Genomic DNA, 26,292 nt, shown 5'->3' on the forward strand with positions numbered 1-26,292 from the left:
GCTGAAAATATTTTAGGTAGCATTAAGGCGCTATTCACTGCTAGGTGGGTAGCGCTTTATTTTTCCCCAAATTCTCCCTAAATTCGCCCCTCTATGGCCGTAAACGATACCTATACCATCCACCTGCCGCAGTTCGAAGGCCCCTTCGACCTCTTGTTGTTCTTCATCGAGCGTGATGAACTGGACATCAACGACATTCCTATTGCCACCATCACCGACGATTTTTTGGAATACCTGCACCACCTGGAGCAGCTGAACATCGACATGGCCAGCGAATTCATCCTGGTGGCGGCCACCCTCTGCCGGATCAAAGCGAAGATGCTGCTGCCCCGCAAACAACTAGACGAAGCAGGCAATGAAATTGACCCTCGTGATGAGTTGGTACAACGCCTCTTGGAGTACAAACGCTACAAAAGTGTGCTCGATGAAATGCGCGAAATGGAGGAACACCGGGCCATGCAGGAAGTTCGGGGCAACATCACCCAGGAGCTCCAGCAGATTGCCACCAAAGCCTTGGTTGACACCGAGCTGGAATCGCTGACGCTCTTCCGCCTCTTACGCGCTTTTGAGAGTGTGATGACGCGTTTTGAAACGCCCCAGCCCAAGGCAGTACACCAGATTGCCCGCTTCAACCATACCATCGAAGGCCAACAGGAATTCATTTACAGCCGCATCAGCAATGGTCGCCGGGCCGATTTTGTAGCTATTTTTGGCGAGTGCAAAGACCGCATCCACGCCATCATTACCTTCCTGGCACTGCTCGATCTGGTGAACCTGCATAAAGTGAAAGTCCTGCAAGGCGAAGGCATGAATAATTTTTGGCTGGAGGAGGCCCCCAACGAAGAAATGGCCTCAGAGTGGGAAGAGGAACCAAACTTAGAACAGGAAGAAGAATAAGCGCTAACGCCGCAATCATTGCGTAATGTAGACGTAAGCCCGATCCACCACACCCGCCAAAGGTGGGTTCTTTTTACTCAACTTCACTTCTATCTTGGTGGCAAAAGGAAACTGCATTTTTAGTCGATTGTAGATGCGCTGCGCCAGGGTTTCAATCAGTCGAGTGGTTTTTTTCATTTCCATTTTACAAATCTCGTAGATCATTTCGTAGTTGACCGTACCCGTGAGGTCGTCGGCAATCGTCACCTCGCGCATACTTTTGTCCCCAATTTGCACGTATACATCCACAATAAAATAGGTGTTGGTAGCCTGTTCTTCCTCATAATAGCCATGATTGGCAAAAAACTGCATACCCTCCAGCGCAATCGTCGTCATAATAGCGGATTTAACGGCGCGAAAATACTAAAACTGAGCAGGATAAATCCGTATTTTTGTCGTTTGAATGAATTATTGCAATCCTAACCACAAAAAACTAACATTATGTCCTTAGAAAATGGGGCGAGCACACCGCCAATTCAGAAGCGAGCACGTGAGGATCGCTTTCAGGGGCACGATTATTACAACATTGACGAGCTGCTCAGCGAAGACCACCTCTTAGCCCGCGATGCAGTACGTACCTGGGTCAAACAAGAAGTAACTCCCATCATTGAAGAATATGCAGATCGGGCCCAGTGCCCTACTCATTTGTTCAAAGGGCTAGCCGAAATTGGCGCTTTTGGGCCGAGTTTGCCCGAAGAATACGGCGGTGGCGGCATGGATGAAATTGCCTATGGCATCATTATGCAGGAACTGGAGCGCGGCGATTCCGGAATCCGCTCCATGGCCTCCGTACAAGGTTCCCTGGTGATGTACCCGATCTACCGCTTTGGTTCAGAGGAACAACGCCGCAAATACCTGCCGAAATTGGGCAATGGCGACTTCATTGGCTGTTTTGGCCTCACCGAACCCGATCACGGTTCCAATCCCAACGGGATGGTAACCAACATCAAAGATGACGGGGACTCCTACATCCTCAACGGTGCCAAAATGTGGATTACCAACTCCCCTTTAGCCGATGTAGCCGTCGTTTGGGCCAAAGACGAAGGTGGTGTGGTGCGTGGAGTGATTGTGGAACGCGGTATGAAGGGCTTTTCTGCCCCCGAAATTCACGGAAAGTGGTCACTGCGTGCTTCCATTACGGGTGAGCTGGTTTTTGAGGACGTACGGGTGCCCAAAAGCAATGTATTGCCCAATGTACAAGGGATGAAAGGGCCATTGTCCTGTTTGTCCAAAGCCCGTTATGGCATTGCCTGGGGAGTGATCGGGGCTGCGCTGGATTGTTACGATTCAGCACTGCGCTACTCCAAAGAACGCATGCAGTTTGGTCGGCCAATTGGTCAGTTTCAATTGACCCAGAAGAAGTTGGCCGAAATGATTACCGAAATCACCAAAGCCCAACTGATGGCCTGGCGCCTGGGTACTTTGGCCAATCAGGGCAAAGCCAGTCCCGCGCAGATTTCGATGGCCAAACGCAACAACGTACACATGGCCCTGGAAGTAGCCCGCGAAGCCCGGCAAATCCACGGTGGGATGGGCATTACCAACGAATATCCGGTGATGCGCCACATGATGAACCTCGAAACGGTACTTACCTACGAAGGCACCCACGATATTCACCTGCTGATTACGGGCAATGATGTGACCGGACTCAATGCTTTTCAATAAAAAGTGAAAGAGAAAAGGTAATAATTTGACCGGAAACGGTAGTTTTGTAGTAGTGAAAGGCTAGGCTATAAACCAAAGGAAAGCTGAAAATTTTAGTTAAAATTGAAATTTTCACCCATCCAAGGGGCCTAAGCCTTTCTTTTTTTACCTAAATGTTATAATTTGGGTAGAAGAAAAGACCATTTGATACCCTTTAAACGTTCCTTTTCCAATTAGGCAAACTATCCGAAAATACTGTTATATGAGGAGTGGACTATTCTTTTTTGGGGCCCTGGTACTTGTTTTCGGAGGAACCAGCAACTTTGCACAAGCCCAGGAGCAAAAGATTCAACTCAAAAACCCGTCTTTTGAGGATGCACCTCGCCATAGCCAAACGCCAAGGGACTGGATCGACTGTGGCTTTCCCGGAGAGTCAGAGCCAGACGTGCAGCCCAGCGGCCAGTTTGGGGTAACCATGTTACCTCAGCATGGAGATACCTACCTGGGGCTCGTTGTGCGGGATAATTCAACCTGGGAACGAGTAAGCCAAAGACTAAGTAGCCCGATGGAAAATGGCAAATGTTATGAATTTAGCATTTATTTGGCCAAAAGCCCTCAATATCTAAGCCAAAGTCGATTGAGTGAAAAAGAGGTGAATTACAACCGAAGCGTCAAATTGAGGATTTACGGTGGCTTTTCTCCTTGTAACCGACAACAGTTATTGGCCGAATCGGCTATGATTGGGAGTTTTACCTGGAAAGAATTTAATTTCCGCTTTGAGCCTAATGATGATTTTACCTACATCACTTTTGAAGCATTTTATCAAACCCCCAACTTGTTTCCTTACAATGGCAACATCTTGCTGGACAATGCTTCTGCTTTGACAGTAGTGCCTTGTAAACCGGTAGTGGTCACCACTAAAACCAACTCAACTCCTCCACCTCCTGGAAAAGACACTTCAAATGGACCCAAAACCACTGGGGGGATCAAAAAAACTACCGTAGACAACCCTAAAAGCACCGATCCTCCGGTCTCAAATCCAGTAAGACCTCCAGTCAACACAACGACTGTAAACACCACGCCTAAAGGCCCGAAAGTCATCGAGAACCCTAACCTGGACACCCTGAACAATTTCACTAAAGGGCAAACCATCCGGATACGCTCGATTATTTTTACGGTGAATGATACCACTTTGAACCGCAGTTCTTATGTGGATTTAGATAAGCTCAACAACTTCCTGAAGCAAAATGAGAAGGTGGTGATTGAAATTGGTGGTCATACCAATGGTCTGTGCGACGATTCCTACTGCAATAGTTTATCTTTGCGGCGGGCCAGAGTTGTGGCCAATTATTTGATCAAAAATGGAATCGTAGCTAATCGTCTGGAAGTCAAAGGGTATGGCAAAACCCAGCCACTATCGGCAGTTAAGAACGACCCCTTGAACCAAAGGGTAGAGATAAAAATCCTGGAGTTGTAGCAATGGGGCAGTATCAATTGGTTCCGCTTTGAAATATCATCGTATGTACAAGTTGTTTTTTGCTGTAGCTGTTTTGTTCAGCACAGTCTGTTCTGGTGTTTTTGCACAAGACTCTTTGATTTATTTGCAAAATCCTTCCTTTGAAGATGTACCTCAGGCCAACCACCTGCCCAAAGGTTGGGTGAATTGCAATGGCGATGCAGCCCTGGCACCGGATATTCAACCCAGTGGTGATTTTGGCGTAACTACTCCTGCCCAACACGGCAAGACCTACATGGCCATGGTGGTGCGCGACAACGAAACCTGGGAAAAAATCAGCCAAAAACTGAGCAAACCGCTGAAAGGGGGCAAATGTTACGAGTTCAAAATTTTCCTGGCGCGTAGCGAAAAATACATTGGTCAAAGTGAAGCCAAAGGGGGCCAAGCCAATTATGGCACCCCGGCCAAACTCCGCATCTATGGCGGTTTTTCCGCTTGTGACCGCCAGTTCTTGTTGGCGGAAACCAACTTGATTGTACACTTCCGCTGGCTGGAATACAACTTCCGCTTCGAGCCTACTGACGACTATACGCATATTACTTTTGAGGCTTTTTACAAAACGCCGAATTTGTTTCCCTACAATGGCAACCTCTTGCTGGACAATGCCTCACCCATCACACCCATCACGGAAGACTGTGAGGAAAAACCGGAAGTAGCCAAAGTTGAGCAACCCAAAAAAGACAGCGTTGTCAATCCTGTAGTCACTACCCCTCCTCCTGCGCCGATTCAGCCACCTGTAGCTGAGGCCAAAGTCGTGCTCAATCCAAACTTCAGCGCGCTCAAAACGGAAGACCTCAGCAAGGGGCAAACCTTCCGCATGTCGAGCATCAATTTTGCCGTCAACGATACCATCATCAATCGCGCATCTTATCCTCAATTGGATGACCTGGTAAAGTTTTTGACCAACAACCCGGGCGTACTCATCGAGATTGGTGGCCACACCAATGGTTTGTGTGAGGATAATTTTTGCAACCGTTTGTCCCAACGCCGGGCTGCCGCTGTCGGGAATTATTTGATCAGTAAAGGGGTTGTACAAGAGCGCCTGGTGATGAAGGGCTATGGGAAAACGCAGCCAGTTTCAGCAGTGAAAAATGATCCGAAAAATCAGCGCGTGGATGTGAAGATTTTGGAATTGTAAAACAAATAAAACTCAACTGGTGATGGAAAAAGCTAAACTCAGACTATTGGCCGCGCTATGCCTGCTGTTTGCAGGTGTTGTGTTGTATGCTCAACAAGGGACGATTGTGCTCCGCAATGCCTCGTTTGAGGATCAACCTAGTCATAGCAAAACACCAAAAGAATGGATCGATTGTGGGTTTACTGGTGAATCCGAGCCGGACATCCAGCCCAGCGGTCACTTTGGGGTGACCATGAGGCCTTTTGATGGGTTTACCTATCTGGGTATGGTGGTGCGCGACAACGAAACCTGGGAAAGAGTCAGTCAGCATCTCAACAAGGCCTTGGTACAAGGCAATTGTTATGAATTCAGCATTCATATGGCCAAAAGCCCCATATATTTAAGCCAGAGTCGGCTGAGTGAAAAAGAGGTAAATTACAATCGAAGTATCAAATTGCGTATTTATGGGGGCAATACACCATGTGATCGCCAGCAATTACTGGCAGAATCCGAACTGGTCCAAGATTACGACTGGAAGCGCTTTACTTTCACCTTATCTCCCAAAGACAATTTTACTTTCATCGTCTTCGAAGCATTTTATCAAAAACCCAATCTTTTCCCTTACAACGGAAATATTCTCCTGGATAATGCCTCGGCAATTGTTCCAATAACGTGTAAAGAAGGAATGGCTGTTTCGGGTGAAACTTCTGCTTTACCATCTGATACTTTATCTGACCCAAACCCTTCAATTGTAGTGACTGCTCCTGAGCTTCCAAAATTTGTTAAAGGAGAGCCGCTACCCCTCAAAGCCATCAAATTTTCTACTGGTACTAGCGACCTGCAACGTTCAGGATACGTAACCCTGGACAAATTGATCGAAACCTTGACCCTGAACCCCACGCTAGTGGTTGAAATCAGTGTGCACCTCAGTTACCGCTACGACAAAACCGATGCCGAAGACCTCTCGGTGCAACGAGCCAATACCATCGAGCAATATTTGTTGGATAAACTGGTCAAAAAAAGCCGCTTCAAGATACGGGGTTATGGCAATGGCCAACCACTCAATGCCAAACAACTGAGCGATGCAGACGAGCGTGTCGAAATCAAAATTGCCGATTTTTAAAAAACACCTGGTAGTGGGGCAAAAATAAATGTTCATTTTTTTTGAGCCAAAGGATTAAATAAGACACTTTAAATGAATCGTTTACTTATCTAATCCTTTGGCAAAATGAACATTTATTTTTTTATCGCCCCTTGTGACCCTGCGACAAAAATCCTTTCTAAATGTTTAGGGTATATGCAGGGCTTTGATTAGCCTTGCAGCAAAAAGACACACCCGGCATTGAATGGTAGACCTATCGGCACCCACCTGGCGCATTTACCGCAGCAAACTGGCTGATCCAGCTGCATTGGAAGCTTTTAAAACCAAGCTCATCCAGTGGTTGGCGCGTTTTGAACAATTCAGCTACCTCGATTCCAATGGGCACGGCCAGGATGCTTATCAAACTTATGATTTACTGGTTGGAGTGGGCTGTTTGGATGCCATCCAGGCCCGGGCGGGAGAGGGCGCATTTGGACAATTGACCCAGTTCAAGAATCAGTACCCCCAGGAATACCTTTTTGGTTACCTGGCTTATGACTTGAAGAACGAGCTGGAAAAACTGGATTCCCGCCATCCCGACCCAATGGAATGGCCCGATCTGTGCTTTTTTGTGCCCGAGCACCGCATCAGTGTACAGAATCAGGTGCTGACGATTGCCTCGGCGACCCGGGCACCTGAAGACCTTTACCAGGAGATTGTACAAACCAAAGTCCACTCTCCCAAAGCTGCCGAAAAAATTGAGCTACAACCCCGTATCCAACGCGAGGATTACCTGCACACTGTAGCACAAATTCGCCAGGAAATTGGCCGGGGGAACATTTATGAAATGAACTTCTGCCAGGAGTTTTTCCACCCGGCTTGTGAATTAGATCCTTTTGCCCTGTTTCAACGCCTGCGGCTCAAAACGCAGACCCCTTTCGCGGCTTTTTTCCGTTGGCAGGATCATTTTGCACTGTGTGCCAGCCCGGAACGCTTTTTGGCCAAGCGCGGGCAAAAACTGATTTCCCAGCCCATCAAAGGCACCATCCGTCGGGGCAAAACCGAGGAAGAGGATACTGCGCTCAAAACTGAATTGTTCCTCAGCCCGAAAAACCGTTCCGAAAACGTGATGATCGTAGATCTGGTGCGCAATGACCTGGCGCGTAGCTGCCAGCCGGGAACGGTCAATGTGGAAGAGCTTTTTGGCATTTACAGCTTCAGCACGGTCCACCAGATGATTTCGACGGTGACCGGGACTTTGTCTGCCGGAGTATCAGCGATTGAAGCCATCAAAAAAGCTTTCCCAATGGGTTCCATGACCGGTGCGCCCAAGCTGCGCAGCATGCAGTTGATCGAGCAATTGGAACAGAGTCGCCGGGGGCTGTACTCTGGAGCAATCGGTTATTTCGCGCCCAATGGCGATTTTGATTTTAATGTAGTCATCCGCAGTTTGTTGTACCAGCAGGAAAGTGGGTACCTATCCTTACAGGTTGGAGGCGCGATTGTGTTCGACTCTGACCCTGAGGAAGAGTATGCGGAGTGTTTGCTGAAGGCGGAAAGGCTGCGAGAGGTGCTGCGGAGCTAATTGCTTGCAGTTCAAAACGGCAAGTTCCGCACATCCACATTCCCCCCGGTCAAAATTATGCCCACCTTCTTTCCGGCAAAAATCTCCCCATTCTTCAGCACTGCGGCCAGCGGCACCACGCAGGAAGGTTCCACTACAATTTTCATCCGCTCATAAACCAATTGCATGGCCGCCACTATCTCCGCCTCGGTAACGGTAAACACATCGCTGAGGTAGGTTTTAATGATGTCGAAGGTTTTTTCCGACATGTTGGTCAACAAACCATCGGCAATGGAAGGCAAGCCACGATGGGGCGTCCGAACCCCACTTTTAAACGATAGCCAGGCATCATTCACCTGCTCTGGTTCCGCGCCATAAATTTTGGTATTTGGCGAGAAATAGTGCGTACTCAAAGCCGTTCCGCTCATCAAGCCTCCGCCGCCAATGGGGGAAATGATTGCATCCAAATCTGCTACTTCCTGAATCAATTCCAGAGCGGCGGTCGCCTGCCCAGCGATCACATTGTAATCGTCGTAAGGGTGGATAAAGGTAGCTCCCGTTTCGGCTAACACCTGGGCCAGGGTACTTTCGCGGGCGGCCTGGGTGGCTTCACACAACACGATGTTTGCCCCATAACCAGCAGTGGCTTCCCGTTTTACACTCGGCGCATTTTCGGGCATCACGATGTGTGCGGGTACACCTAGGGCCTGGGCAATTTTGGCCACGGCCTGGGCATGATTGCCCGAAGAGTGGGTAGCCAGGCCCTTTTTCTGCGCTGCTTCATCCAGGCGCAAAGCGGCATTGCTGGCACCACGCATTTTAAAAGCCCCGATCTTTTGAAAGTTTTCGCACTTAAAAAACAATTGTGCGCCACTGATCGTGTTGATGCTTTGGCAGGTCAGCACCGGCGTACGGTGGATGTAAGGCTGAATCAAGGCGTGGGATTGCTGGATATCGGCTGCACTAGGCACCTGAACTAAAGGCTGCATGACGGATAATTTTGCCTCAATATCGCAGCTTTAGGGCGATAAAAAAATAAGTGCTTCATTTTGCCAAAGGATTAGATAAGTAAGCGGTTCATTTTAAGCGTCTTATCTAATCCTTTGGCTCAAGAAAAATGAACACTTATTTTTGCCCCACTACTTTATCGCTTTTTGAATAGGTTTGTTGGCTTTTTTTAATCAAAAACAATTTGTGTTTAAAATTATTTTGTGTACTTTTGCTGAATTAGTTGAGGAGTTGAGAAGTTGAGGAGTTTAAATAGGTCGCTGAGCGGAGTCGAAGCGTCGATCTAAACTCCTCAATTGCTCAACTCCTCAACTCAACTTCTACTTGTTTTTTGAGCATGGATCAATCGAACAAAACCGCCAACGGCAACGGCCAGCTAATCAATTTGCAGGGCATGTATCAGGACTATTTCCTCGATTATGCCTCCTATGTTATTTTGGAACGTGCGGTACCCCATATCGACGACGGACTGAAACCAGTACAACGGCGCATCCTGCACGCCATGAAAGAAACCGACGACGGGCGCTTCAACAAAGTTGCCAACGTCATTGGTCTGACCATGCAATACCACCCCCACGGCGACGCCGCCATTGGCGACGCATTGGTAAACATGGGGCAAAAAGAACTCACCATAGACACCCAGGGAAACTGGGGTGATGTAGCCACCGGGGCTGGTGCCGCTGCTCCCCGTTACATCGAAGGACGTTTGACCAAGTTTGCGCTGGAGGTGATGTTTAACCCCCAAACGACCGAGTGGCAAATGTCCTACGACGGGCGCAAACGGGAGCCCGTGACCTTACCTGCCAAATTCCCCTTGTTGCTGGCCTCGGGTACAGATGGCATTGCGGTGGGTTTGTCCACCAAAATTATGCCTCACAATTTCATTGAACTAATCAAGGCATCGATTGATATCCTCAAAGGCAAAAAAGTCCAGATTTTCCCCGATTTCCAAACCGGGGCTATGGTCGACGTGAGCGATTACAATGGGGGTAAACGTGGGGGCAAAATCAAAATCCGTGCCCTGATCGAGAAACTAGATAAAGACCTGCTGGCCGTCAAGGAGTTGCCCTACGGCGTAACGACCGAATCCCTGATCGAAAGCATCATTAAAGCCAACGACAAAGGGAAAATCAAGATCAAAAAGGTGGTCGACCTGACCAGTAAGGACGTAGAAGTGCAAATCGAATTGATCCCCGGCACTTCACCCGATGTCACCATTGACGCCCTCTATGCTTTTACCGATTGTGAAGTATCCATTTCGCCCAACGCCTGCGTAATCCATGAGGATAGGCCGCGCTTTATGACCGTTGAGGAAATCCTGGAGCACAATACCTTCCGCACCCGTGACCTGTTGCAAACGGAGCTGGAAATCAAATTGGGTGAGCTGTTGGAAAAATGGCACATGGCCAGTTTGGAAAAAATCTTCATCGAAAACCGGATTTACCACCAAATTGAAGAATGTGAGAGTTGGGAGGAAGTCCTGACGACCATCGACCGCGAGTTGCGCAAATACGTGGTGACGCCAGTTGACAACCCAGGCCCAAACGACCAGCGCATGCGCCTGATGCGCGACATCACCGAAGATGACATCGTCAAATTGACCGAAATCCGCATCAAACGCATCTCCAAATACAATACCTTCAAAGCGGATGAGCACATTGCCGCCCTGGAAGCGGAAATGGAGCAAGTGCGCTACGATTTGGAGCACATCACCGATTTTACGATTGCCTATTACAAACGTTTGTTGGAAAAATATGGCAAAGGCCGCGAACGCCGCACCAAAATCACTTCCTTCGAATATATTCAGGCCACCGAAGTAGTCGCCAACAACGCCAAGCTGTTTGTCAATTACACCGAGGGTTTTATTGGCTTTGGTTTGAAAAAAGACGAAAACAACGTCTTTGTTTCTGAGTGTTCCGACATCGATGACATCATTGTCTTCCGCGCCGATGGCCGCTTCATGGTCAAACGAATCGCGGACAAGGTTTTTGTGGGCAAAGACATCATCCACGCCGCCGTTTGGAAGAAAAATGACGAACGGACGACTTACAATCTGGTCTACTCCGATGGCGCCAATGGCCGCACTTTCGCCAAACGTTTCAACGTTACGGCCATCACGAGGGACAAGGAATATGTGTTGACTTCAGAAGCCAAGGGCTCAAAACTACTCTACTTCACGGCAAACCCAAATGGGGAGGCGGAAGTGGTCAACATCCAACTGACCCAGGCCTCTACGGCAAAGAAAAAAATGTTCGATTACGACTTCAAAGAACTCGCCATCAAAGGCCGTAGCTCGCAGGGTAATCTCATCACCAAATATCCTGTCCGAAAAGTCAGTTTGAAAGAAGCTGGCCGTTCCACCATTGGGGCATTGAAAGTGTACATCGACGACGTGAGTGGCCGCCTGAACAACGATGGCCGTGGTCGGCTGTTGGGTGAATTTGATACTGGCGAACTGATGTTCATCCTCTTCAAGGACGGTACCTACGAAATGGCCGAACTGGACATGACCCGTCGTTTTAACCTTGTCGAGTTGTACCACCTTGGCAAATTTGATCCCGAAATGGTAATCAGCGCGGTACACTACGATGGAAACAAGGGCCTGACGATGGTCAAACGCTTCCGGGTAGAAACCACCAAACTCAAGGAACGCTTCAGCTACCTGACCGACCACAAGGATTCGCGGCTCCTCTTTGCGACTATCGAGACCAATCCACAGGTGCGCTACTCGATGAAACTGAAGAACAAAAAAATGCAAGGCGAGCTCAATCTGGCCGACTTCATTGATGTAAAAGGTTGGAAAGCCCTGGGCAATAAATTGAGTGATCAGAAACTAACGGAGGTAGAACTCATTCCTCCTGCTGATAAACCCGCAGAAAAACCTGCTGAGGTAATGCCTGATAAGCTGCATGCAGGTGATAGCATCGAGTTTGATGTGGATGGACAAACGAAGTTGTTTTAATCCACACCATTTCACCCAGGGCACAAGTCGTTTTTTTTACCACAAAGAAAAAAAAGAGGGCACAAAGGACACAAAGTTAGACGTTGACAACGCTTCGCTTTGTGTTCCTTGTATCCTCTTTTTTCTTTTCAGGGGTAAGGGCGGCTAGATGAATGCCGGTGATGGGCGGGACAAAATCTTTTTTGTGGTCGAATTCCTAGCGTTGGATGTAGGCGAGGATGATGCCGATTTTTATGGAGGTGGGTTTGGATGTTTTAAATAAGTACTTTGAAGTTAAAAGTTGTGGGGAGAAATAGGGATTTGCAAGTTTTTTAAATGGGTCTTGCTGAAATTATAGGGTCGAATTGTGGTCAATGATTACGACTACAAGAAGTTGGCAATTTGGAAGCACTAACCTGTTTACCCATCCTTAACTTAAGACAAAGCACAAGGTTTCAACTATCACTAAATAACCAATTTCTTTCAGCTGTTATAATGCATAGTTTTAATCAAGCCCCATTTTTTTTTCTAAATATTTTGTTAAAAGGTCAAAAGCAACATCGCCAATTTTTTCCCCAATTTTCAATACGAAATTTTTCAACTTACTTGTTGCTGCTTTCTTGTCTTTTGAAGATATTTCTGAATCTTTCATTTCATAGAGCGCGGAAATAAGTTCAGCAAATTGGGCTTTACTTACGGAATATTCCTGAATCATTTCTTTTAGCTGGTTATCTTCTTTAGTAAATACAACCGAGCCGTTGAATTCTTTAGCTACTACACCTTCAACTTTGCTGATTATTTGGGGGTTAATATTTATTTGAAGATTGTCAATTTTTCTATCAATTATTAAATCGACAATTCCAGTAATATTAGGAACCAAAGATTCAATTTTTTTATTCAGTTCATTTCCTAAATGTTCTTCTAGTAACTCTGATTCTAGATTTTGTTTGATTGAAAGTAAACGTCTTTCTTTATCTTGCTTTAAGTCTAAAAAAATTCTTTTAGCTTCCTTTATATGTTTTGTAATTAAGTATGATACCCTTTCTCTTGGGATATCATTATTTATAAGAATTTCAGCTGCTGCTTCAGGGTTATTTAGACAAAGCTCCATAAACTTTGTAAAGTCATCAAACATTTTATACAGGTCTTCATGTTTAATTTCAGCAGTTTCTGAATAAAGAGTGCAGGTTATTCCATGTTTTGTTCTGTTTTGAGTTATGTTAATGATTTTATTTGTTACAGTTGAAATAAAGTCTTTAAATAGGATAATAAACTTGTCAAGTTCTGTACTTCCAAACTTGTCATTTGGTATATAAAATCTTAGCAATAGCCCTTGAGAAACATTATCAATAAAGTTTTGTGATGAAATTTCAAGATCAACTAGAGTTTCGTATATAGCAATATTTAAGTCCAACCTGTTGAACTTATCTATTAAGTCTTTAAGTTTAGGGTCAAATTCGGTTTTTTGATTTTTTGCTTCATCTGGACTTACGTAACCATCATTAAAATTAAAGTAGCCGTGATAATTATCTGAATAAACAAAAATTATGTGCCTTTTTTTTAAAATATTTTGAATAAGGCGTTTTGAAACATCTGAATACTCTTTGTCTAAAAAATAGCCCAATATATGTTCAGTAAATTTTCCAACGATAACAATTTCATCCTTATGGTCATTTTCTAGAATCACACAAATAGATTCCCAATTAGAAATACTAGATTTTAAAACCTTTTTCGTAATATAGAAATCATTCGCTTGAAAAAATGTATAAGTAGGACCTCTATCTATATTATCAAGAATTAATGCTTGTTTCATTGTTGTGTCTTTATAAATTACAAATAATAGGGTTTATTCCCAATTTTCTCCACCCATCTAGCTAACTCCTTGTTATAGTTTTAATGGGCAACAAGATGTTTAAAGTAACAAGAAAAAATCCAAATTAGTTCCTTTATGTATGATATATTTTCAAGTTATCAGCAAAAATCTTTTCAGTCATTTTTTCGTGACATCCTTTTATTAATTTGATTATGACATTTTTATTTCAAAACCGTTCCAAAAAATCATTTCTCAAACCTTCCAAACATCTCCTTTAATTCCTCAATCCCCTGTTTAATCTCCTTCAATTCGTTTTTGATTGCTTCCAGGTCTTCATTTTCCACCGTTTTTGGCACTGCATCAAAACTAACGCCATATTCATCAGAGAGCAAAACCAACAAACGTTGGAATGAGCGATCACTTTTTCCATTCAGTGCTTTACTAATTGCGGCTTGGGTAAGCCCCAGTTTTTCGGCCAGTTGCTGCTGATCGAGATTCAATGATTTGATCGCTGTTTTGGCCCGCTCATGTAAAGATTTGGAAAAATTTTGCTCACCCATATGGAATAAAATGAAAAAATAGTCTAAAAAATAAAACTCTCTTTTATTTTTGCCCTGGTTAAAGGAACTGTTTTCCAAAATAACACATTTATTTCTTCATTCCCCCTAACTAATTTCCCCTATGAATGCTGTGACTAAAAAATACCAGCCTATTAGTGAACCTCCAATGCCGCAGCCAAAAGGCCGTGGGCCAGTCTTGCTTTTTTTCTTAATGCTGACTATCTTGGGGTTTTATGCACATTGGAAAGGTGTGGATTTTCTTGTGGTGGACGAATCGGGAAACGTCCAGATTTCACCACAGCGACAAAAAGAGTTGCAAAAGCGGCTCAAACAAGTCCGAAAGGCTAAGCAATATGTACTGTTGGCAACCATAGATGGATACTATCCTTGTTTCAATTGTGGCCAAGATTCGCTCATTTACCTGCATAAAGGAGAGGTCTGGAAATACGGTGTAACCTATGGTAATGCGCGTTATAGCAATGCTTGGCTGTCCAGAATGAATCTTATTTCACAAACGGAATACTGGGGCAACCTTGAGGATTGCCTTATACAAGAAGCCAATAAAATCTACAACTATGCTACCCTTCCGGAGAACCTGAAAAGGGCTAGGCCATTGATTCGGCCTCCGGGAAACAAAGTAGACCGATAAAACTAAAACTATGCGAGACCCATTTGTTGTATCCAGCATCAGCTGGCGCGAGGTGCCCCTTGAAGTGGCCATCGATAATGTTGTCAGTATAGAAGAACTATTAAAAGCCAAGATACAGCTCAGCGATTATGGTGACATTGCTGGAGTGGCTTTCATTTATGTGATTGAACAGGAGGAGGATTTCTACCAGGATGGTTTCAGCTACCGACCCAAGCTTAAAGAAATTCATACCCAAATACGCCTCTCTTACCACGAAGTCCAAAAATCTACCCCACAAGAAGTGCTGCACATGATGGCGGCGAAGTACATCGAAACCATGCAGCAGTGGCTGCCCAAGAAGAAGATTGCCAATTTTGACTGGAAGCGTTTTGTCAAGGATGTGCAAGATGTATTTGAACAGCAAGGGTGGTTAGCGGCCGTGGAGGCTTAGATAGTCGACCCTGACGAAGTCAGAATCGACTAATACCTTGCTGTAAATCAAAGGCATAGAATTTGTATATTAAGAATAAAGCGGTATATTTCTATTAAGAATCGTGAGTTTTAGGTCAAAAACTGGGAGAAATGTTAGGACGCTTAGGGCCTGGCAAAGGCGAAATACGACTCGAAACGCTACTCGATATGAATCATGACCTGGTGATTCTATCCAAAGAACTAGACTGGAAATGGCTGGAAGCGGAGCTTTCGCCTTTTTATGCTGACCAAGGTCGTCCCAGCGTTCCGATTCGAAAAATAGCTGGGTTGCTTATCCTCAAGCAATTGTTCAATGAGTCGGATGAATCAGTGATTGCGCGGTGGATCGAGAATCCGTATTGGCAATATTTCACGGGTGAGACCTATTTTCAAAAGCGGAAACCATTCGATCCGACCGATTTTGTACTGTTCCGCAAAAGGGTCGGCGAATCAGGAGTGGAGAAAATCCTGACCTTGAGTGTGAAGGTGCACAAGGGGGAAGAAAAAGCGGAGATGGTCCAAATGGACACCACAGTTCAGGAGAAAAACATCACCTATCCCACTGATCAAAAATTAGCGTCAAAAATTCTGTTTTGGACTCGTCGCATCGCCAAGAGCAGCGAAATTAAGTTGAAGCAAACCTACGACAAGGAAGAAAAGCGGCTGCGCCGTCAGATCACAGTACCCAGTCGGCAGAAAGGTCTTGAACAAAAACGAAGGGCTGCCCTGAAACGATTAAGGACCATTGCAGGGCGCTTAATGCGGGAGGTGGAATCTGAATTACCGGATTCATTACGAGAACATTATGCGCCTTACCTCTCGTTTTTTAAAGATCTACTAAAGCAAAAGCGGAGCGACAAAAACAAGTGCTACTCCATTCATGAACCCCAGGTGAGTTGTATTGCCAAAGGTAAAGCGCATAAAAAGTATGAGTTTGGCTGCAAAGTATCGGTTAGCCGAACAGTAAAAAAAGGGGTAATTGTAGCCATGAAGTGCTTTGAGGGCAATCCCTATGATGGAGATACGATTGAACCTACTCTGGAACAACTGGAACGAATCGTTAAGCCCTTGGGAGGCGAACGGCCCAAAAAGGTCATCTATGATCGAGGAGGAAAAGGTCGGTCCAAAATTGGGGACACACAGGTATTAATCCCTTCAAACGGATCGAGTAAGGTGAGTGCAAAGGAGAAGAAAATACTCCAACAATTATTCCGATCCAGAGCCGCCATCGAACCGACCATTGGCCATCTGAAAAGCGATTTTGGCCTGGAGCGTAACTTCTTGAGCGGAACCCTGGGGGATGCCTTCAATGCTTTGATGGCTGGCGCTGCTTACAACTTCAGAATCCGCCTCAGAGAGATCAGGGCACTTATTTTTTACACCTGGGAGGGCTTGTGCTGCCTCGTTAGATGCTTCGCTACGCCAATTTTGGGCTGGAGATGAAGTTCTTCACAACAGAGCTTCTAAACAAGTCCTATTGGGGAATAGGGTTTCTCAGGGTCGACTAGATAATAAACAGTTCGCAGTAGATTTTTCCCTGCAATTTCGCCATGAAAAAACGAAATTGCAGGGAAAAATCTCCATCCCCCTGTACTCACTCCACTCCATTCACCAATTTCACCTTGTACCGATACCCTCCTTTAAACAAATCCAGCGACTTCAACACTTCCCTCGTTTTTTTGCTCACCCAAAACGTAGCCGTTGAATTGTACTGGCCGTAATCGATCTGGAGTTTCCAGGTATCCACGCGTTGGCCTCCGGCGAGGTCGAGCATTTCACTGCCAATCACTTTGTAGAGGTAATATTGGGGGCCTCCCTTACTGCCAGGGTGATAAAAATTGACGGCAAAGGTTTTGCCTTCCTTAAAAGGCAGGAGTGCCAGGATTTCCAAGTCCAGCTCCCAATTCAGGGTGGGTTCTGACAAGGGGATCTGCCAAGCCTTGCGGGTATTGTTGGCGACACTGTCGGCACCAATGATGCGGCCGGCTTCAAAATTGTAGGCCTCGATGCCTCGTGGGGATTTGGCGTAGTGGTAAATGGGCTTGAACGTAGCTTTTTCCGATACTGAATAAATGCTGCGGTTGAAGAGGGTATCTTGCCCCTGCCAATCTTGCTTTACCACAATTATCTCTTTGCCCTGACGGGTCTCCAGGCTGAGCTCACGCGTCCAGAGGAAGAGGTTGCGGATCCGTGCGGGGTCAGTGCTGTGCACAGAAACCAGGTACTGACTTTTGGCCGATTTGAGGTTTTGGGTGAGTAGATCCTGCTTGTCGATGTGGATGGTATCTACTTGTTGGGCAGCCATTTGGGCTACAAAAAAGAAACAAAAAACAACAGTCGGGTAAATTTTCATCGTGCTTTTTGTGTACAAAACTCTACGCAGGCCAGGGCAATTCCAAATCCAAATGATGAAGCCCTGCTGTGTTTACACGAACGCAGTTGATGCCGGATGAATGCGGTTCATCATTCAACATTTTTCCTATTCATTTTCTAAGCGTATTTTCCGCAGATGAAGTGGAAAAATTGGCTTTGGCATTTGGTGGCCTGGTTGGGCTTTTGGGGAGCGCTCATCCTGTCCAGGGGCAGAGAAGGAGCCGAATGGTCCTTGATCCTGGGGTCTCTGGCCTGCTTTGTGGTCGTTTCTACGGTACTGAGCTATGTCAATTACCTTTGTCTGGAGCGCTTTCTGGATCGGCAGCGTTATGGCGCTTACTTCCTGCGCATGTTGCCCTTCTTTTTCCTGTCCAACCTTGTCTTGGGCCTGGCTTTGGCTTACGTGCGCGAGGAGAAGCTGGCATTTTGGGGTCTGCTCCCTACCTTGTTCATTAATTGGTTGCTGTCGACGGGGACTTACTTTTTTCAATCCGGTATCCGGCGACAAAGACAGTTACAGGATGCCCGGGCCCGGCAATTGGAAGCGGAAATGCAGTTGCTCAAAATGCAAATCCAGCCCCACTTTTTGTTCAATGCCCTGAACAACCTCTACGCCACGAACCTGCAAGACCCCACCAAAGCCAATGAAATGATTCTGCAATTGGCCGACCTACTCCGCTACCAATTGGAAATCAGCAAACGCGCCAAAGTAGCCCTGGCCGAAGAAATTACCTTGACCGAACATTTTATTGAATTGGAAAAAATTCGCTTGTACGATGCAGTCGTGGAAGTGGAAAAACGGGGCAATTTTGAGCACTTGCAAATCACTCCCTTGCTGTTTTTGCCCTTGGTGGAAAATGCCTTCAAGCACAGCGCAGGCATTGGGCCGCAGCGCATCCAGGTTTGTTTTGAGGTGGAAGGAGAGAGGCTGAAATTTGTATGCCAAAACTCCATTGCGGCCAAACCCAGCCCCAAAACCTCGAATCAGCTGGGTTTGCAAAACGTCCGCCAGCGCTTGTTGGCCGATTACCCACAGCGGCACCAGCTGGACATCGAACATACGCCCGAAAAATACCATTTGACCCTAACCCTACAACTCGAAAGCCGATGAAATTAAGCTGTCTGATTGTCGACGACGAGCCCCCGGCCCATGTGGTGCTAGAACGCTACATCGAAAAAATTGAGCGCCTGACCTTACTGGGTCATTGCTACAATGCGCTGGATGCTCTCAATTTTTTGCACCAGCACCCCATCGATTTGTTGTTTTTGGACATTGACATGCCGGAACTGAGCGGCCTGGAGCTTTTGACCGCTTTAAAAAATCCTCCGCGGGTGATTCTCACCACTGCTTATGCTGAGTTTGCATTGGAAGGGTATGAGTATGGTGTGGTGGATTATTTGCTCAAACCGATTCGTTTTGAGCGCTTCATCAAAGCGGTTGACCGATTGATTGCGCCTGGCGCGGAGCCACCGGTTGTGCCTAGTACTTCCCATGCAGCACCAAGTTATCTTTTGTTGAACATCAACAATGCCCGACAAAAAATCGATACTGCCGATATTGTTTACATCGCAGCTGCGGGCAATTACACGCAGTTGCACTTCTTGCAGCAGCGCCCTTTATTGGCCAGTGAAACAATGGGGGACCTACAAAAACTATTGCCGCAGTTCATCCGGGTACACAAGTCGTATTTGATCAATGTGGATTACCTGAGCAGATTGGAGGGCAATCGGGTGTATTTGCAGGGTGGGGCGGAAATCCCGATTGGGGTGTCGTACAAGCAGAGTGTGTTGAGTTACTTTAAGGTCTAAGGGGCGATAAAAAAATAAGTGATCATTTTGCCCCACTACTAAGCCAAAAAACTAGAGCGACATTTTTTTACCACAAAGAAAAAAAAGAGGGCACAAAGGACACAAAGTTAGACGTTGACAACGCTTCGCTTGGTGTTCCTTGTACCCTCGTTTCTGTCTTTATGCTAAAAATTACATTCCGTAATCATCGTGGTGATGGTGGTGTCCGCCACCGCCTGCACTCTTCTTCTCAGGCTTGTCGCTGATTGCAGCCTCAGTGGTCAACACCATACCGGAGATCGAAGCAGCATTTTCCAGGGCTACGCGGGTAACCTTGGCGGGGTCGATCACCCCTGCACCCATCAAATCTTCGTATACCTCAGTGCGGGCATTGAAGCCGTAGCCGCTTTTGCCGTTGAGCACTTTTTGCAATACGACGGAACTTTCTGCACCTGCATTTTCAGCGATGTTGCGCAAGGGAGATTCCAGGGCTTTGCGCACGATGTCGATGCCGATGTTCTCGTCTTCGTTTACTCCTTTCAGGTTGGCAAGTGCTTTGATGGCACGCACCAATGCTACCCCACCACCTGCTACAATACCTTCTTCGATGGCTGCCCGAGTTGCGTGCAGTGCATCGTCTACCCGGTCTTTTTTCTCCTTCATTTCCATCTCGGTAGCTGCACCGATGTTCAGTACGGCTACACCGCCCGCCAATTTGGCCAGGCGCTCCTGCAGTTTTTCGCGATCGTAGTCGGATGTGGTGATTTCGATTTGAGAACGGATTTGACCAACCCGGCCTTTCACTGCGTCTTCGGCACCTTTGCCATTTACAACCGTGGTGTTGTCTTTGTCTACGGTGATTCTTTCGGCCTGGCCGAGCATCGTAATGTCGGTATTTTCCAGCGCGTAACCTTGCTCCTCACTGATCACGGTGCCTCCGGTCAGGATGGCGATGTCTTCCAACATGGCTTTGCGGCGGTCGCCAAAACCTGGAGCTTTAACGGCTACCACATTCAACACGGAGCGCAGGCGGTTGACCACCAGGGTGCTCAATGCCGATCCATCCACATCTTCAGCGATGATCAACAGAGGACGACTCATTTGAGAGGTCTTTTCCAAAATCGGCAGGATGTCCTTGACGTTGGAGATCTTTTTATCGTGAATCAGGATGAAAGGATTGTCGTATTCAGCTACCATGTGCTCGGTATCGGTCACAAAGTAGGGCGAGAGGTAGCCGCGGTCGAATTGCATGCCGCTTACTTCCTTCACGTAGGTTTCGGTGCCTTTGGCTTCTTCGATGGTGATGACGCCGTCTTTGCTGACCCGCTTCATGGCGTCGGCAATCAGTTCACCAATTTCTTCGTCGTTGTTGGCTGAAATGGTGGCTACCTGTTTGATTTTATTGTAGTCGTCGCCTACTTGTTCGGCTTGCTCTTTCAGGTTAGCCACGGCAGCTCTGACTGCTTTGTCGATGCCGCGTTTGAGGTCCATGGGGTTGGCACCCGAAGTGACACTTTTTAAGCCTGCGGTGATCAGGGCTTGTGCCAAAACAGTGGCAGTAGTTGTTCCGTCACCTGCCGCATTGGCCGTTTTGGAGGCTACTTCTTTGATGATCTGGGCACCCATGTTTTCGAGTGCGTCTTCCAGTTCTATTTCTTTGGCTACGGTTACCCCGTCTTTAGTGACTTGTGGAGCTCCGAATTTTTTTTCAATCACCACGTTACGGCCTTTGGGCCCGAGGGTTACTTTAACGGCGTTGGCCAGTTTATCAATGCCACGTTTGAGTTTTTCCTGAGCGGCATTGCTGAGGGTAATTTCCTTTGCTGCCATAATGGTTTTGATTTTATTTTTCTGGAAGAAATAAGCAAATTGAGGCCCTGTACTGCTACATTGGCTCACCTGCTGTTGTCAAAGGTTGTGCCAAGCACCGAACAATCGACTAATTTGTCATTTTGGCAGGCAGAATGTCAGCCAGCAGGAAACTTTTTCAGTGTGATTGGGGTTCATTGCCCGAAAGCTACCTTATTTTGCTGCTTAGAAATCACTCCTGCCATGTTCAAATCCATTGCTAGCAATCCCTATATCTCCCTTTTGATTACATCCTGGAAATATGCCCGTGAGGAACGCTGGCGTTACCTGATTGTGTATGGCATGTTTATGGCCAACAACTTAATTGATGCCTGCATGCCCATTGCCTGGGGCTGGTTCATCAATGAGCTCCAAAAGGAGGGGGTTGATGTTTTAAAATCCCTTTGGGTCTACGTTGTGGCTTATTTGGTCTTGCATTTTAGCGGCTGGGGTTTTCACTTTTTTGCCCGGATTATGGAGCGAAGCATTGCTTTTAACCTGAGTCGGAATTTTCTCCAGGAAATGTACCACAAAGTGCTGCACTTAACCGTAAAATGGCACCAGGACAACCACAGCGGAATGACCATTAACCGGGTTCGTAAAGCTTATGAGGCCCTCAAGGATTTTTTCCAAAATGGCTTTATGTACATCCATGCGTTCACCAAATTCGTTTTTTCATTTGCTGCAATGCTCTATTTCTCGCCCTTGTTTGGTTCAATTGCCATTCTGTTGGGGGTTATCGCCGTTTACACCATTTTCAAATTTGATAAACCCATGATCAAATACCAGCGGGAAACAAACGAGCGGGAACATGCGGTTTCGGCCAATCTATTTGATAGCCTTTCCAATATTGTTACGGTCATCACTTTGCGGCTGGAAAAACGAATGGAGAGTGGTTTGATGCAAAAAGTGGCCGAAATTTTCCCACCTTTTCGGCGCAAAATTTGGATCAACGAACTGAAATGGTTCACCGTTGACGGCATTGTAGCCATTATTTATTGCACCATCATCGTGGGCTACATCTATCAAACTTATGTTCCTGGCCAACTTTTCCTCATTGGGGGGCTGGTCACCTTGATGAGTTATGTCCAGCGTTTCACCAGTGTGTTCCACGATATTGCCTGGCAGTACAACCAGATTGTCACTCAACACACCGATGTACAAACTGCCAAAAGCATCTTTGAGGCTTACGACCAGCAACATCTGCCCGAATCCGCCGGGCTTTTGCCAAAGCAATGGCAAAAAATTCAGATCAGTCAGCTCAATTACGTCCACGAACTGGAGGGTGCATCCGCAGAAGGCCAGTATCGACCGGGCTTACATGACCTGAACATCCAAATCGCGCGGGGCAAACGGGTCGCACTCATTGGGGAAAGTGGTAGTGGCAAAAGTACCTTGCTGGCCTTGATGCGGGGCCTGTACCCACCTAAACCAGGTCTGCAATTGATTGCGGATGGCCAAAATTACGACAGACTGGAGGTGCTTTCTGATTACATCACCTTGTTCCCCCAGGAGCCCGAAATTTTTGAAAACACCATTGAATACAACATAACCCTGGGCTTACCTTTCAGCAAGGAAGAAGTGATGAAGGTGTGCGAAACCGCCCATTTCTCAGATGTGGTAGAGCAATTGCCCTCGGGCCTGGAGTCCAACATCCGCGAAAAAGGAGTGAATCTTTCCGGTGGGCAAAAACAAAGATTGGCTTTGGCGCGTGGAGTTCTGGCTGCCAAAGACAGCGACATCATTTTGCTGGACGAACCGACCAGCAGTGTCGACCCTAAAACCGAATTGCTGATCTATGAGCGTATGTTCCAGGAGTTTTCAGATAAAGCCATTGTGTCCGCCCTACACCGCCTGCACCTACTGGTCCACTTCGACTACGTCTATGTGATGGAAAATGGCTACATCGTCGACGAAGGGACTTTTGAGTATTTGCGGGAGCACAGCCCTGCGTTTCAGGAGATGTGGAAGCACCAGGAACAGGCAGGAATAGCATAGGTGGTGTGTGCATTACGGGGCATTTTTTTTGCCACAAAGACACGAAGACACAAAGACACAAAGGGCTATGAATCAATAGGTTTTTGCTTAGTGCCTTTGAGCCTTTGTGGCAAAAAAATGTCCAGTAGTGTGGGTGGTGTGTCAAAATTGATAAGGGGCGATAAAAAAATAAGTGATCATTTTGCCCCACTACTAAGTTGATGCACTACGAAGCTATTTTGAGTTTAGTCGACTTAGCGGCTGGTACGGTTAGGGCTTATTTTCGCCTTTTCTTTCAACCAATCCAACTCTTCCGTAGTCAATAAATCCTGCAAACGCTCCAGCACGGTAGCGTGATAGGTATCCAGCCATTGTTTTTCGGCAGCAGTCAACAAATCAATCTCCACCAATTTCAAATCAATCGGGAACAGGCTCAGCGTTTCAAAACGCAAGAATTGGCCGTATTCCGTTTCCAGATGGGGCACACAAAGGATCAGGTTTTCCACCCGAATCCCGTATTCGTTGGGGAGGTAAAAGCCAGGTTCATTGGAGCAAATATGGCCCGGCTCAAGGGCACAAGTCCCCCTGCTGGTGGTAGCATTGCTGGCAAAGCCTTGTGGCGGCTCGTGTACACTCAGGAAGGCCCCTACGCCATGTCCGGTGCCGTGGTTGTAATTCAGAGCGTGTTGCCAAAGAGCTTGTCGAGCCAGTGCATCCAGCTGCATGCCGTTGGTGCCTTTGGGGAATACGGCGCTGCTCAGGGCAATCATGCCTTTCAATACCAGCGTGAAATGCAAGCGTTGCTGGGTAGTCGGTTCACTTAGCGCAATGGTCCGGGTAATATCGGTGGTTCCGTCGCGGTACTGTGCGCCGCAGTCTACCAGCAGGATGCCTTCCGGTTTGATGCGCGCCGATCCTATCTGCGGTGGCCGATAATGGATGATGGCCCCATTGCCCTGGTAACCGATGATGGCCGGAAAACTTTCACTCACATAATCGGCTTGCTCGGCGCGACAGGCGGCAATTTTTTGCGCAAAATCGTACTCGCTAGGCTGCTCGCCCGCCGCCAGACTTGCTTCCAACCAGCGGAAAGCGCGCAGCAGCGCTACACTGTCTTTGCGCATGGCGGCTTTGAAGTGATAGATCTCCGCATGGTTTTTGATGGCTTTTTGCTGGCGAATCAGGTGTTCACCCTCCTTGATGCGCACCTTAACGAGCATTTGGTACAGGTGCCAGCTACAGGAACCCGGATCGATCAAAATGGTGTCGCGGGCACTCAACTCGGCACAAAAGCCATCGATGCCCGTGTACAATTGCACCCGGACTTTGTCTTGCTGCAATTGGGTATAAATATCGGCAGGCACTTTGGCCGAATGAATGAACAGATTGGCTTCTTCCAAACCCACAATCAGGTAGGCCACAAAAACGGGGGTATAGGCCACATCGCTGCCGCGCAGGTTGAGCAACCAGGCGATGTCTTCGAGGGTACAGACCAAATGCTGGGTGCAGCCTTGTGCCTGCATTTCGGCGCGCAAGGCCTGCAATTTTTCGGCGCGACTCAGACCCGCGAAATAGGTGTCTTGTTCAAAAACCGGATTGAGAGGCAAAGCTGGACGCTCCTCCCAAAGTGGTCCCAACAAATCGAGCTGGGTATCAAATTCAATGCCTTTTTGGGCAAAACGTTTTTCGATGTAGCGCTGCTGTTGGACACTAAAGAGTTTGCCATCCGCAGCTACCACCGCACCCGTAGGTAGGTTTTCCATCAGCCAGTCGATGTGCTCGGGGGCATGGGGCACTTGTTGCTTTTTGAGCACAAAAGGGCCATCAGCCAGTTCCTGCTCGGCCTGGATGAAGTAGCGGCCGTCCGTCCAAACTTGTGCTTCGGTAGCTGTAATGACCAGAGTGCCTGCTGAGCCGGTAAATCCAGACAGCCACTCGCGAAGTTTCCAATATTCAGGCACGTATTCACTTTGGTGCGGGTCGTTGCTGGGCACGATGTAGGCAGATATCTCCTGGCGCTGGAGGGCTTGGCGTAGGGCGGCAAGGGCGGAGCGAGGCATGGTGTGTATTTTTGTGGGCTAAAGCTATTGGTAAAAGTTCAGAAAGCGGTGATTGGGAGGGGGATTTTTGTTGGTGCTGTAAATTGTGGGCAGTATAGTATTCAGGAGGAGTTGTTAAAAACCCCAAAAATTGGATTGTAGTTTCTAAATTGTTATATTGCTTTTAAATAAGGTGTCCAATGGAAAATAAGCATATTTTTAATTCCTATTGGTTTATCATTGCCCTTGTCATTTTGTTACTAAACGATTTTATCCTGAAGGACCTATATGGCAATTGGTTGACAGGCAAACTATCCGACTTTGCTGGATTGTTTGTCTTTTCGCTGTTTTTTATTGCCTTTTTCCCCAAGTACAGGCAAGTTGTGTTGTATACTACGGGAATTTTGTTCATTTTTTGGAAATCACCTTTTTCGCAGCCGATCATAAATTTTTGGAGTAGCCTCTCCATTTTCAATATTCAGCGTGTTGTTGATTATACTGATCTTGTTGCTTTGTTGATGTTGCCCCTCGCTGGATTGCATTCGAAAACAGTCCCGAAAGCACCTGAGCTTAAGTTTAATCCCATTTTGCCTATGTTGGTGGCATGCTTTGCTTTCGTGGCGACAAGTCGAACTAAAGATTTTGGGTTTAAGGTTGAAAAAACATACACTTATCCATTTTCCAAAGACACGTTAATTGCTCGGTTGAGCGATAGAATTGATTCATTCGACAATGGGTTGGGGCTCGATTCTTTGTTTGAACATTCAGGTGCTTTTTATTTGTTTATTCCTTCAGATCTTTATAGTGAATCAATTGAAATTATGGTCTCAACTGAGGAGAAAGGAGCTCAAACGGAGTTGAAGCTCCATCATATCGAGCTTTCAAGGCCAGTAGAAGAAAAGGATCGAAAAGCATTAATCGAAGAGGTTGAGCAAAAAGTTTTTAACCGACTGAAGTAACAAGGTGGGAGCAAGCCCGACACCGCTGA

Annotated in this window: 21 protein-coding genes; 14 read left to right on the top strand and 7 right to left on the bottom strand. The window is 46.8% G+C overall.

All coding sequences use genetic code 11. The annotated features are described in order from the left end of the window. Positions 1-93: 93 nt before the first annotated feature. On the top strand, positions 94-897 hold the full coding sequence (locus tag ACO08K_RS14165) for a segregation and condensation protein A (RefSeq protein ID WP_421797056.1): 804 nt from the start codon (positions 94-96) through the stop codon (positions 895-897). Between the two features lie 15 nt (positions 898-912). Here ACO08K_RS14165 and folB read toward each other — a convergent pair whose 3' ends face one another. Then, positions 913-1,272 (bottom strand): dihydroneopterin aldolase, encoded by a 360-nt coding sequence (gene folB / locus ACO08K_RS14170; RefSeq protein ID WP_421797057.1) that lies wholly within the window; start codon positions 1,270-1,272, stop codon positions 913-915. A 105-nt stretch (positions 1,273-1,377) separates the two neighbouring features. Here folB and ACO08K_RS14175 point away from each other — a divergent pair, with 105 nt between their 5' ends. The 5 genes from ACO08K_RS14175 (at position 1,378) to pabB (ending at position 7,879) form a co-directional block, all read left to right on the top strand. After that, positions 1,378-2,601: an acyl-CoA dehydrogenase family protein gene (locus ACO08K_RS14175; RefSeq protein WP_421797058.1), complete on the top strand. Its 1,224-nt coding sequence runs from the start codon at positions 1,378-1,380 to the stop codon at positions 2,599-2,601. A 241-nt stretch (positions 2,602-2,842) separates the two neighbouring features. Beyond that, entirely contained in the window at positions 2,843-4,057 is a 1,215-nt protein-coding gene (locus ACO08K_RS14180) for an OmpA family protein (RefSeq protein ID WP_421797059.1), read from the top strand. A gap of 43 nt (positions 4,058-4,100) precedes the next feature. Next, on the top strand, positions 4,101-5,234 hold the full coding sequence (locus ACO08K_RS14185; RefSeq protein ID WP_421797060.1) for an OmpA family protein: 1,134 nt from the start codon (positions 4,101-4,103) through the stop codon (positions 5,232-5,234). 22 nt (positions 5,235-5,256) lie between these two features. Further along, the gene (locus ACO08K_RS14190) at positions 5,257-6,336 is read left to right on the top strand and encodes an OmpA family protein (protein ID WP_421797061.1); all 1,080 of its coding nucleotides are present in this window, start codon (positions 5,257-5,259) and stop codon (positions 6,334-6,336) included. Between the two features lie 223 nt (positions 6,337-6,559). Further along, a complete protein-coding gene (gene pabB, locus ACO08K_RS14195; RefSeq protein WP_421797062.1) occupies positions 6,560-7,879 on the top strand; it encodes an aminodeoxychorismate synthase component I in 1,320 nt (439 codons plus the stop codon). A gap of 11 nt (positions 7,880-7,890) precedes the next feature. On the opposite strand, the gene ACO08K_RS14200 is transcribed toward pabB, so the two are convergent. Beyond that, on the bottom strand, positions 7,891-8,847 hold the full coding sequence (locus ACO08K_RS14200) for a threonine ammonia-lyase (protein WP_421797063.1): 957 nt from the start codon (positions 8,845-8,847) through the stop codon (positions 7,891-7,893). Between the two features lie 356 nt (positions 8,848-9,203). Between ACO08K_RS14200 and ACO08K_RS14205 the strand changes: the two genes are divergently transcribed. Then, positions 9,204-11,828, top strand: a complete 2,625-nt coding sequence (locus tag ACO08K_RS14205) for a DNA gyrase/topoisomerase IV subunit A (RefSeq protein WP_421797064.1) — start codon at positions 9,204-9,206, stop codon at positions 11,826-11,828. Positions 11,829-12,312: 484 nt separating this feature from the next. Here the strand turns inward: ACO08K_RS14205 and ACO08K_RS14210 are convergent, their stop codons facing one another. Both ACO08K_RS14210 and ACO08K_RS14215 read right to left on the bottom strand, forming a co-directional pair. Continuing rightward, positions 12,313-13,620 carry a hypothetical protein gene (locus tag ACO08K_RS14210; protein ID WP_421797065.1) on the bottom strand — a complete coding sequence of 436 codons (1,308 nt, stop codon included), beginning with the start codon at positions 13,618-13,620 and terminating at the stop codon, positions 12,313-12,315. A gap of 245 nt (positions 13,621-13,865) precedes the next feature. Continuing rightward, a complete protein-coding gene (locus tag ACO08K_RS14215) occupies positions 13,866-14,180 on the bottom strand; it encodes a helix-turn-helix domain-containing protein (RefSeq protein WP_421797066.1) in 315 nt (104 codons plus the stop codon). Positions 14,181-14,301: 121 nt separating this feature from the next. Between ACO08K_RS14215 and ACO08K_RS14220 the strand changes: the two genes are divergently transcribed. The 3 genes from ACO08K_RS14220 (at position 14,302) to ACO08K_RS14230 (ending at position 16,722) form a co-directional block, all read left to right on the top strand. Continuing rightward, positions 14,302-14,829, top strand: a complete 528-nt coding sequence (locus tag ACO08K_RS14220; protein WP_421797067.1) for a hypothetical protein — start codon at positions 14,302-14,304, stop codon at positions 14,827-14,829. Between the two features lie 10 nt (positions 14,830-14,839). Next, positions 14,840-15,259 carry a hypothetical protein gene (locus tag ACO08K_RS14225; protein ID WP_421797068.1) on the top strand — a complete coding sequence of 140 codons (420 nt, stop codon included), beginning with the start codon at positions 14,840-14,842 and terminating at the stop codon, positions 15,257-15,259. A 131-nt stretch (positions 15,260-15,390) separates the two neighbouring features. Continuing rightward, positions 15,391-16,722 carry an IS5 family transposase gene (locus ACO08K_RS14230; protein ID WP_421796432.1) on the top strand — a complete coding sequence of 444 codons (1,332 nt, stop codon included), beginning with the start codon at positions 15,391-15,393 and terminating at the stop codon, positions 16,720-16,722. A gap of 151 nt (positions 16,723-16,873) precedes the next feature. Here the strand turns inward: ACO08K_RS14230 and ACO08K_RS14235 are convergent, their stop codons facing one another. After that, entirely contained in the window at positions 16,874-17,632 is a 759-nt protein-coding gene (locus ACO08K_RS14235) for a hypothetical protein (RefSeq protein WP_421797069.1), read from the bottom strand. Positions 17,633-17,788: 156 nt separating this feature from the next. Here ACO08K_RS14235 and ACO08K_RS14240 point away from each other — a divergent pair, with 156 nt between their 5' ends. Then, on the top strand, positions 17,789-18,763 hold the full coding sequence (locus ACO08K_RS14240) for a sensor histidine kinase (protein WP_421797070.1): 975 nt from the start codon (positions 17,789-17,791) through the stop codon (positions 18,761-18,763). Continuing rightward, positions 18,760-19,461, top strand: a complete 702-nt coding sequence (locus ACO08K_RS14245) for a LytR/AlgR family response regulator transcription factor (protein ID WP_421797071.1) — start codon at positions 18,760-18,762, stop codon at positions 19,459-19,461. Before ACO08K_RS14240 ends, ACO08K_RS14245 begins: the two co-directional genes overlap by 4 nt. A 171-nt stretch (positions 19,462-19,632) precedes the next feature. Here the strand turns inward: ACO08K_RS14245 and groL are convergent, their stop codons facing one another. Beyond that, entirely contained in the window at positions 19,633-21,270 is a 1,638-nt protein-coding gene (groL, locus tag ACO08K_RS14250) for a chaperonin GroEL (protein WP_421797072.1), read from the bottom strand. 222 nt (positions 21,271-21,492) lie between these two features. Between groL and ACO08K_RS14255 the strand changes: the two genes are divergently transcribed. Beyond that, positions 21,493-23,286, top strand: a complete 1,794-nt coding sequence (locus ACO08K_RS14255; RefSeq protein WP_421797073.1) for an ABC transporter ATP-binding protein — start codon at positions 21,493-21,495, stop codon at positions 23,284-23,286. Positions 23,287-23,519: 233 nt separating this feature from the next. Here the strand turns inward: ACO08K_RS14255 and ACO08K_RS14260 are convergent, their stop codons facing one another. Next, positions 23,520-25,325, bottom strand: a complete 1,806-nt coding sequence (locus tag ACO08K_RS14260; protein ID WP_421797074.1) for an aminopeptidase P family protein — start codon at positions 25,323-25,325, stop codon at positions 23,520-23,522. A 179-nt stretch (positions 25,326-25,504) separates the two neighbouring features. Here ACO08K_RS14260 and ACO08K_RS14265 point away from each other — a divergent pair, with 179 nt between their 5' ends. After that, positions 25,505-26,263, top strand: coding sequence for a hypothetical protein (locus ACO08K_RS14265; RefSeq protein WP_421797075.1), 759 nt, complete (start codon positions 25,505-25,507; stop codon positions 26,261-26,263). Positions 26,264-26,292 lie beyond the last annotated feature (29 nt).

Source organism: Haliscomenobacter sp., assembly GCF_965225875.1.
Lineage (GTDB): Bacteria > Bacteroidota > Bacteroidia > Chitinophagales > Saprospiraceae > Haliscomenobacter.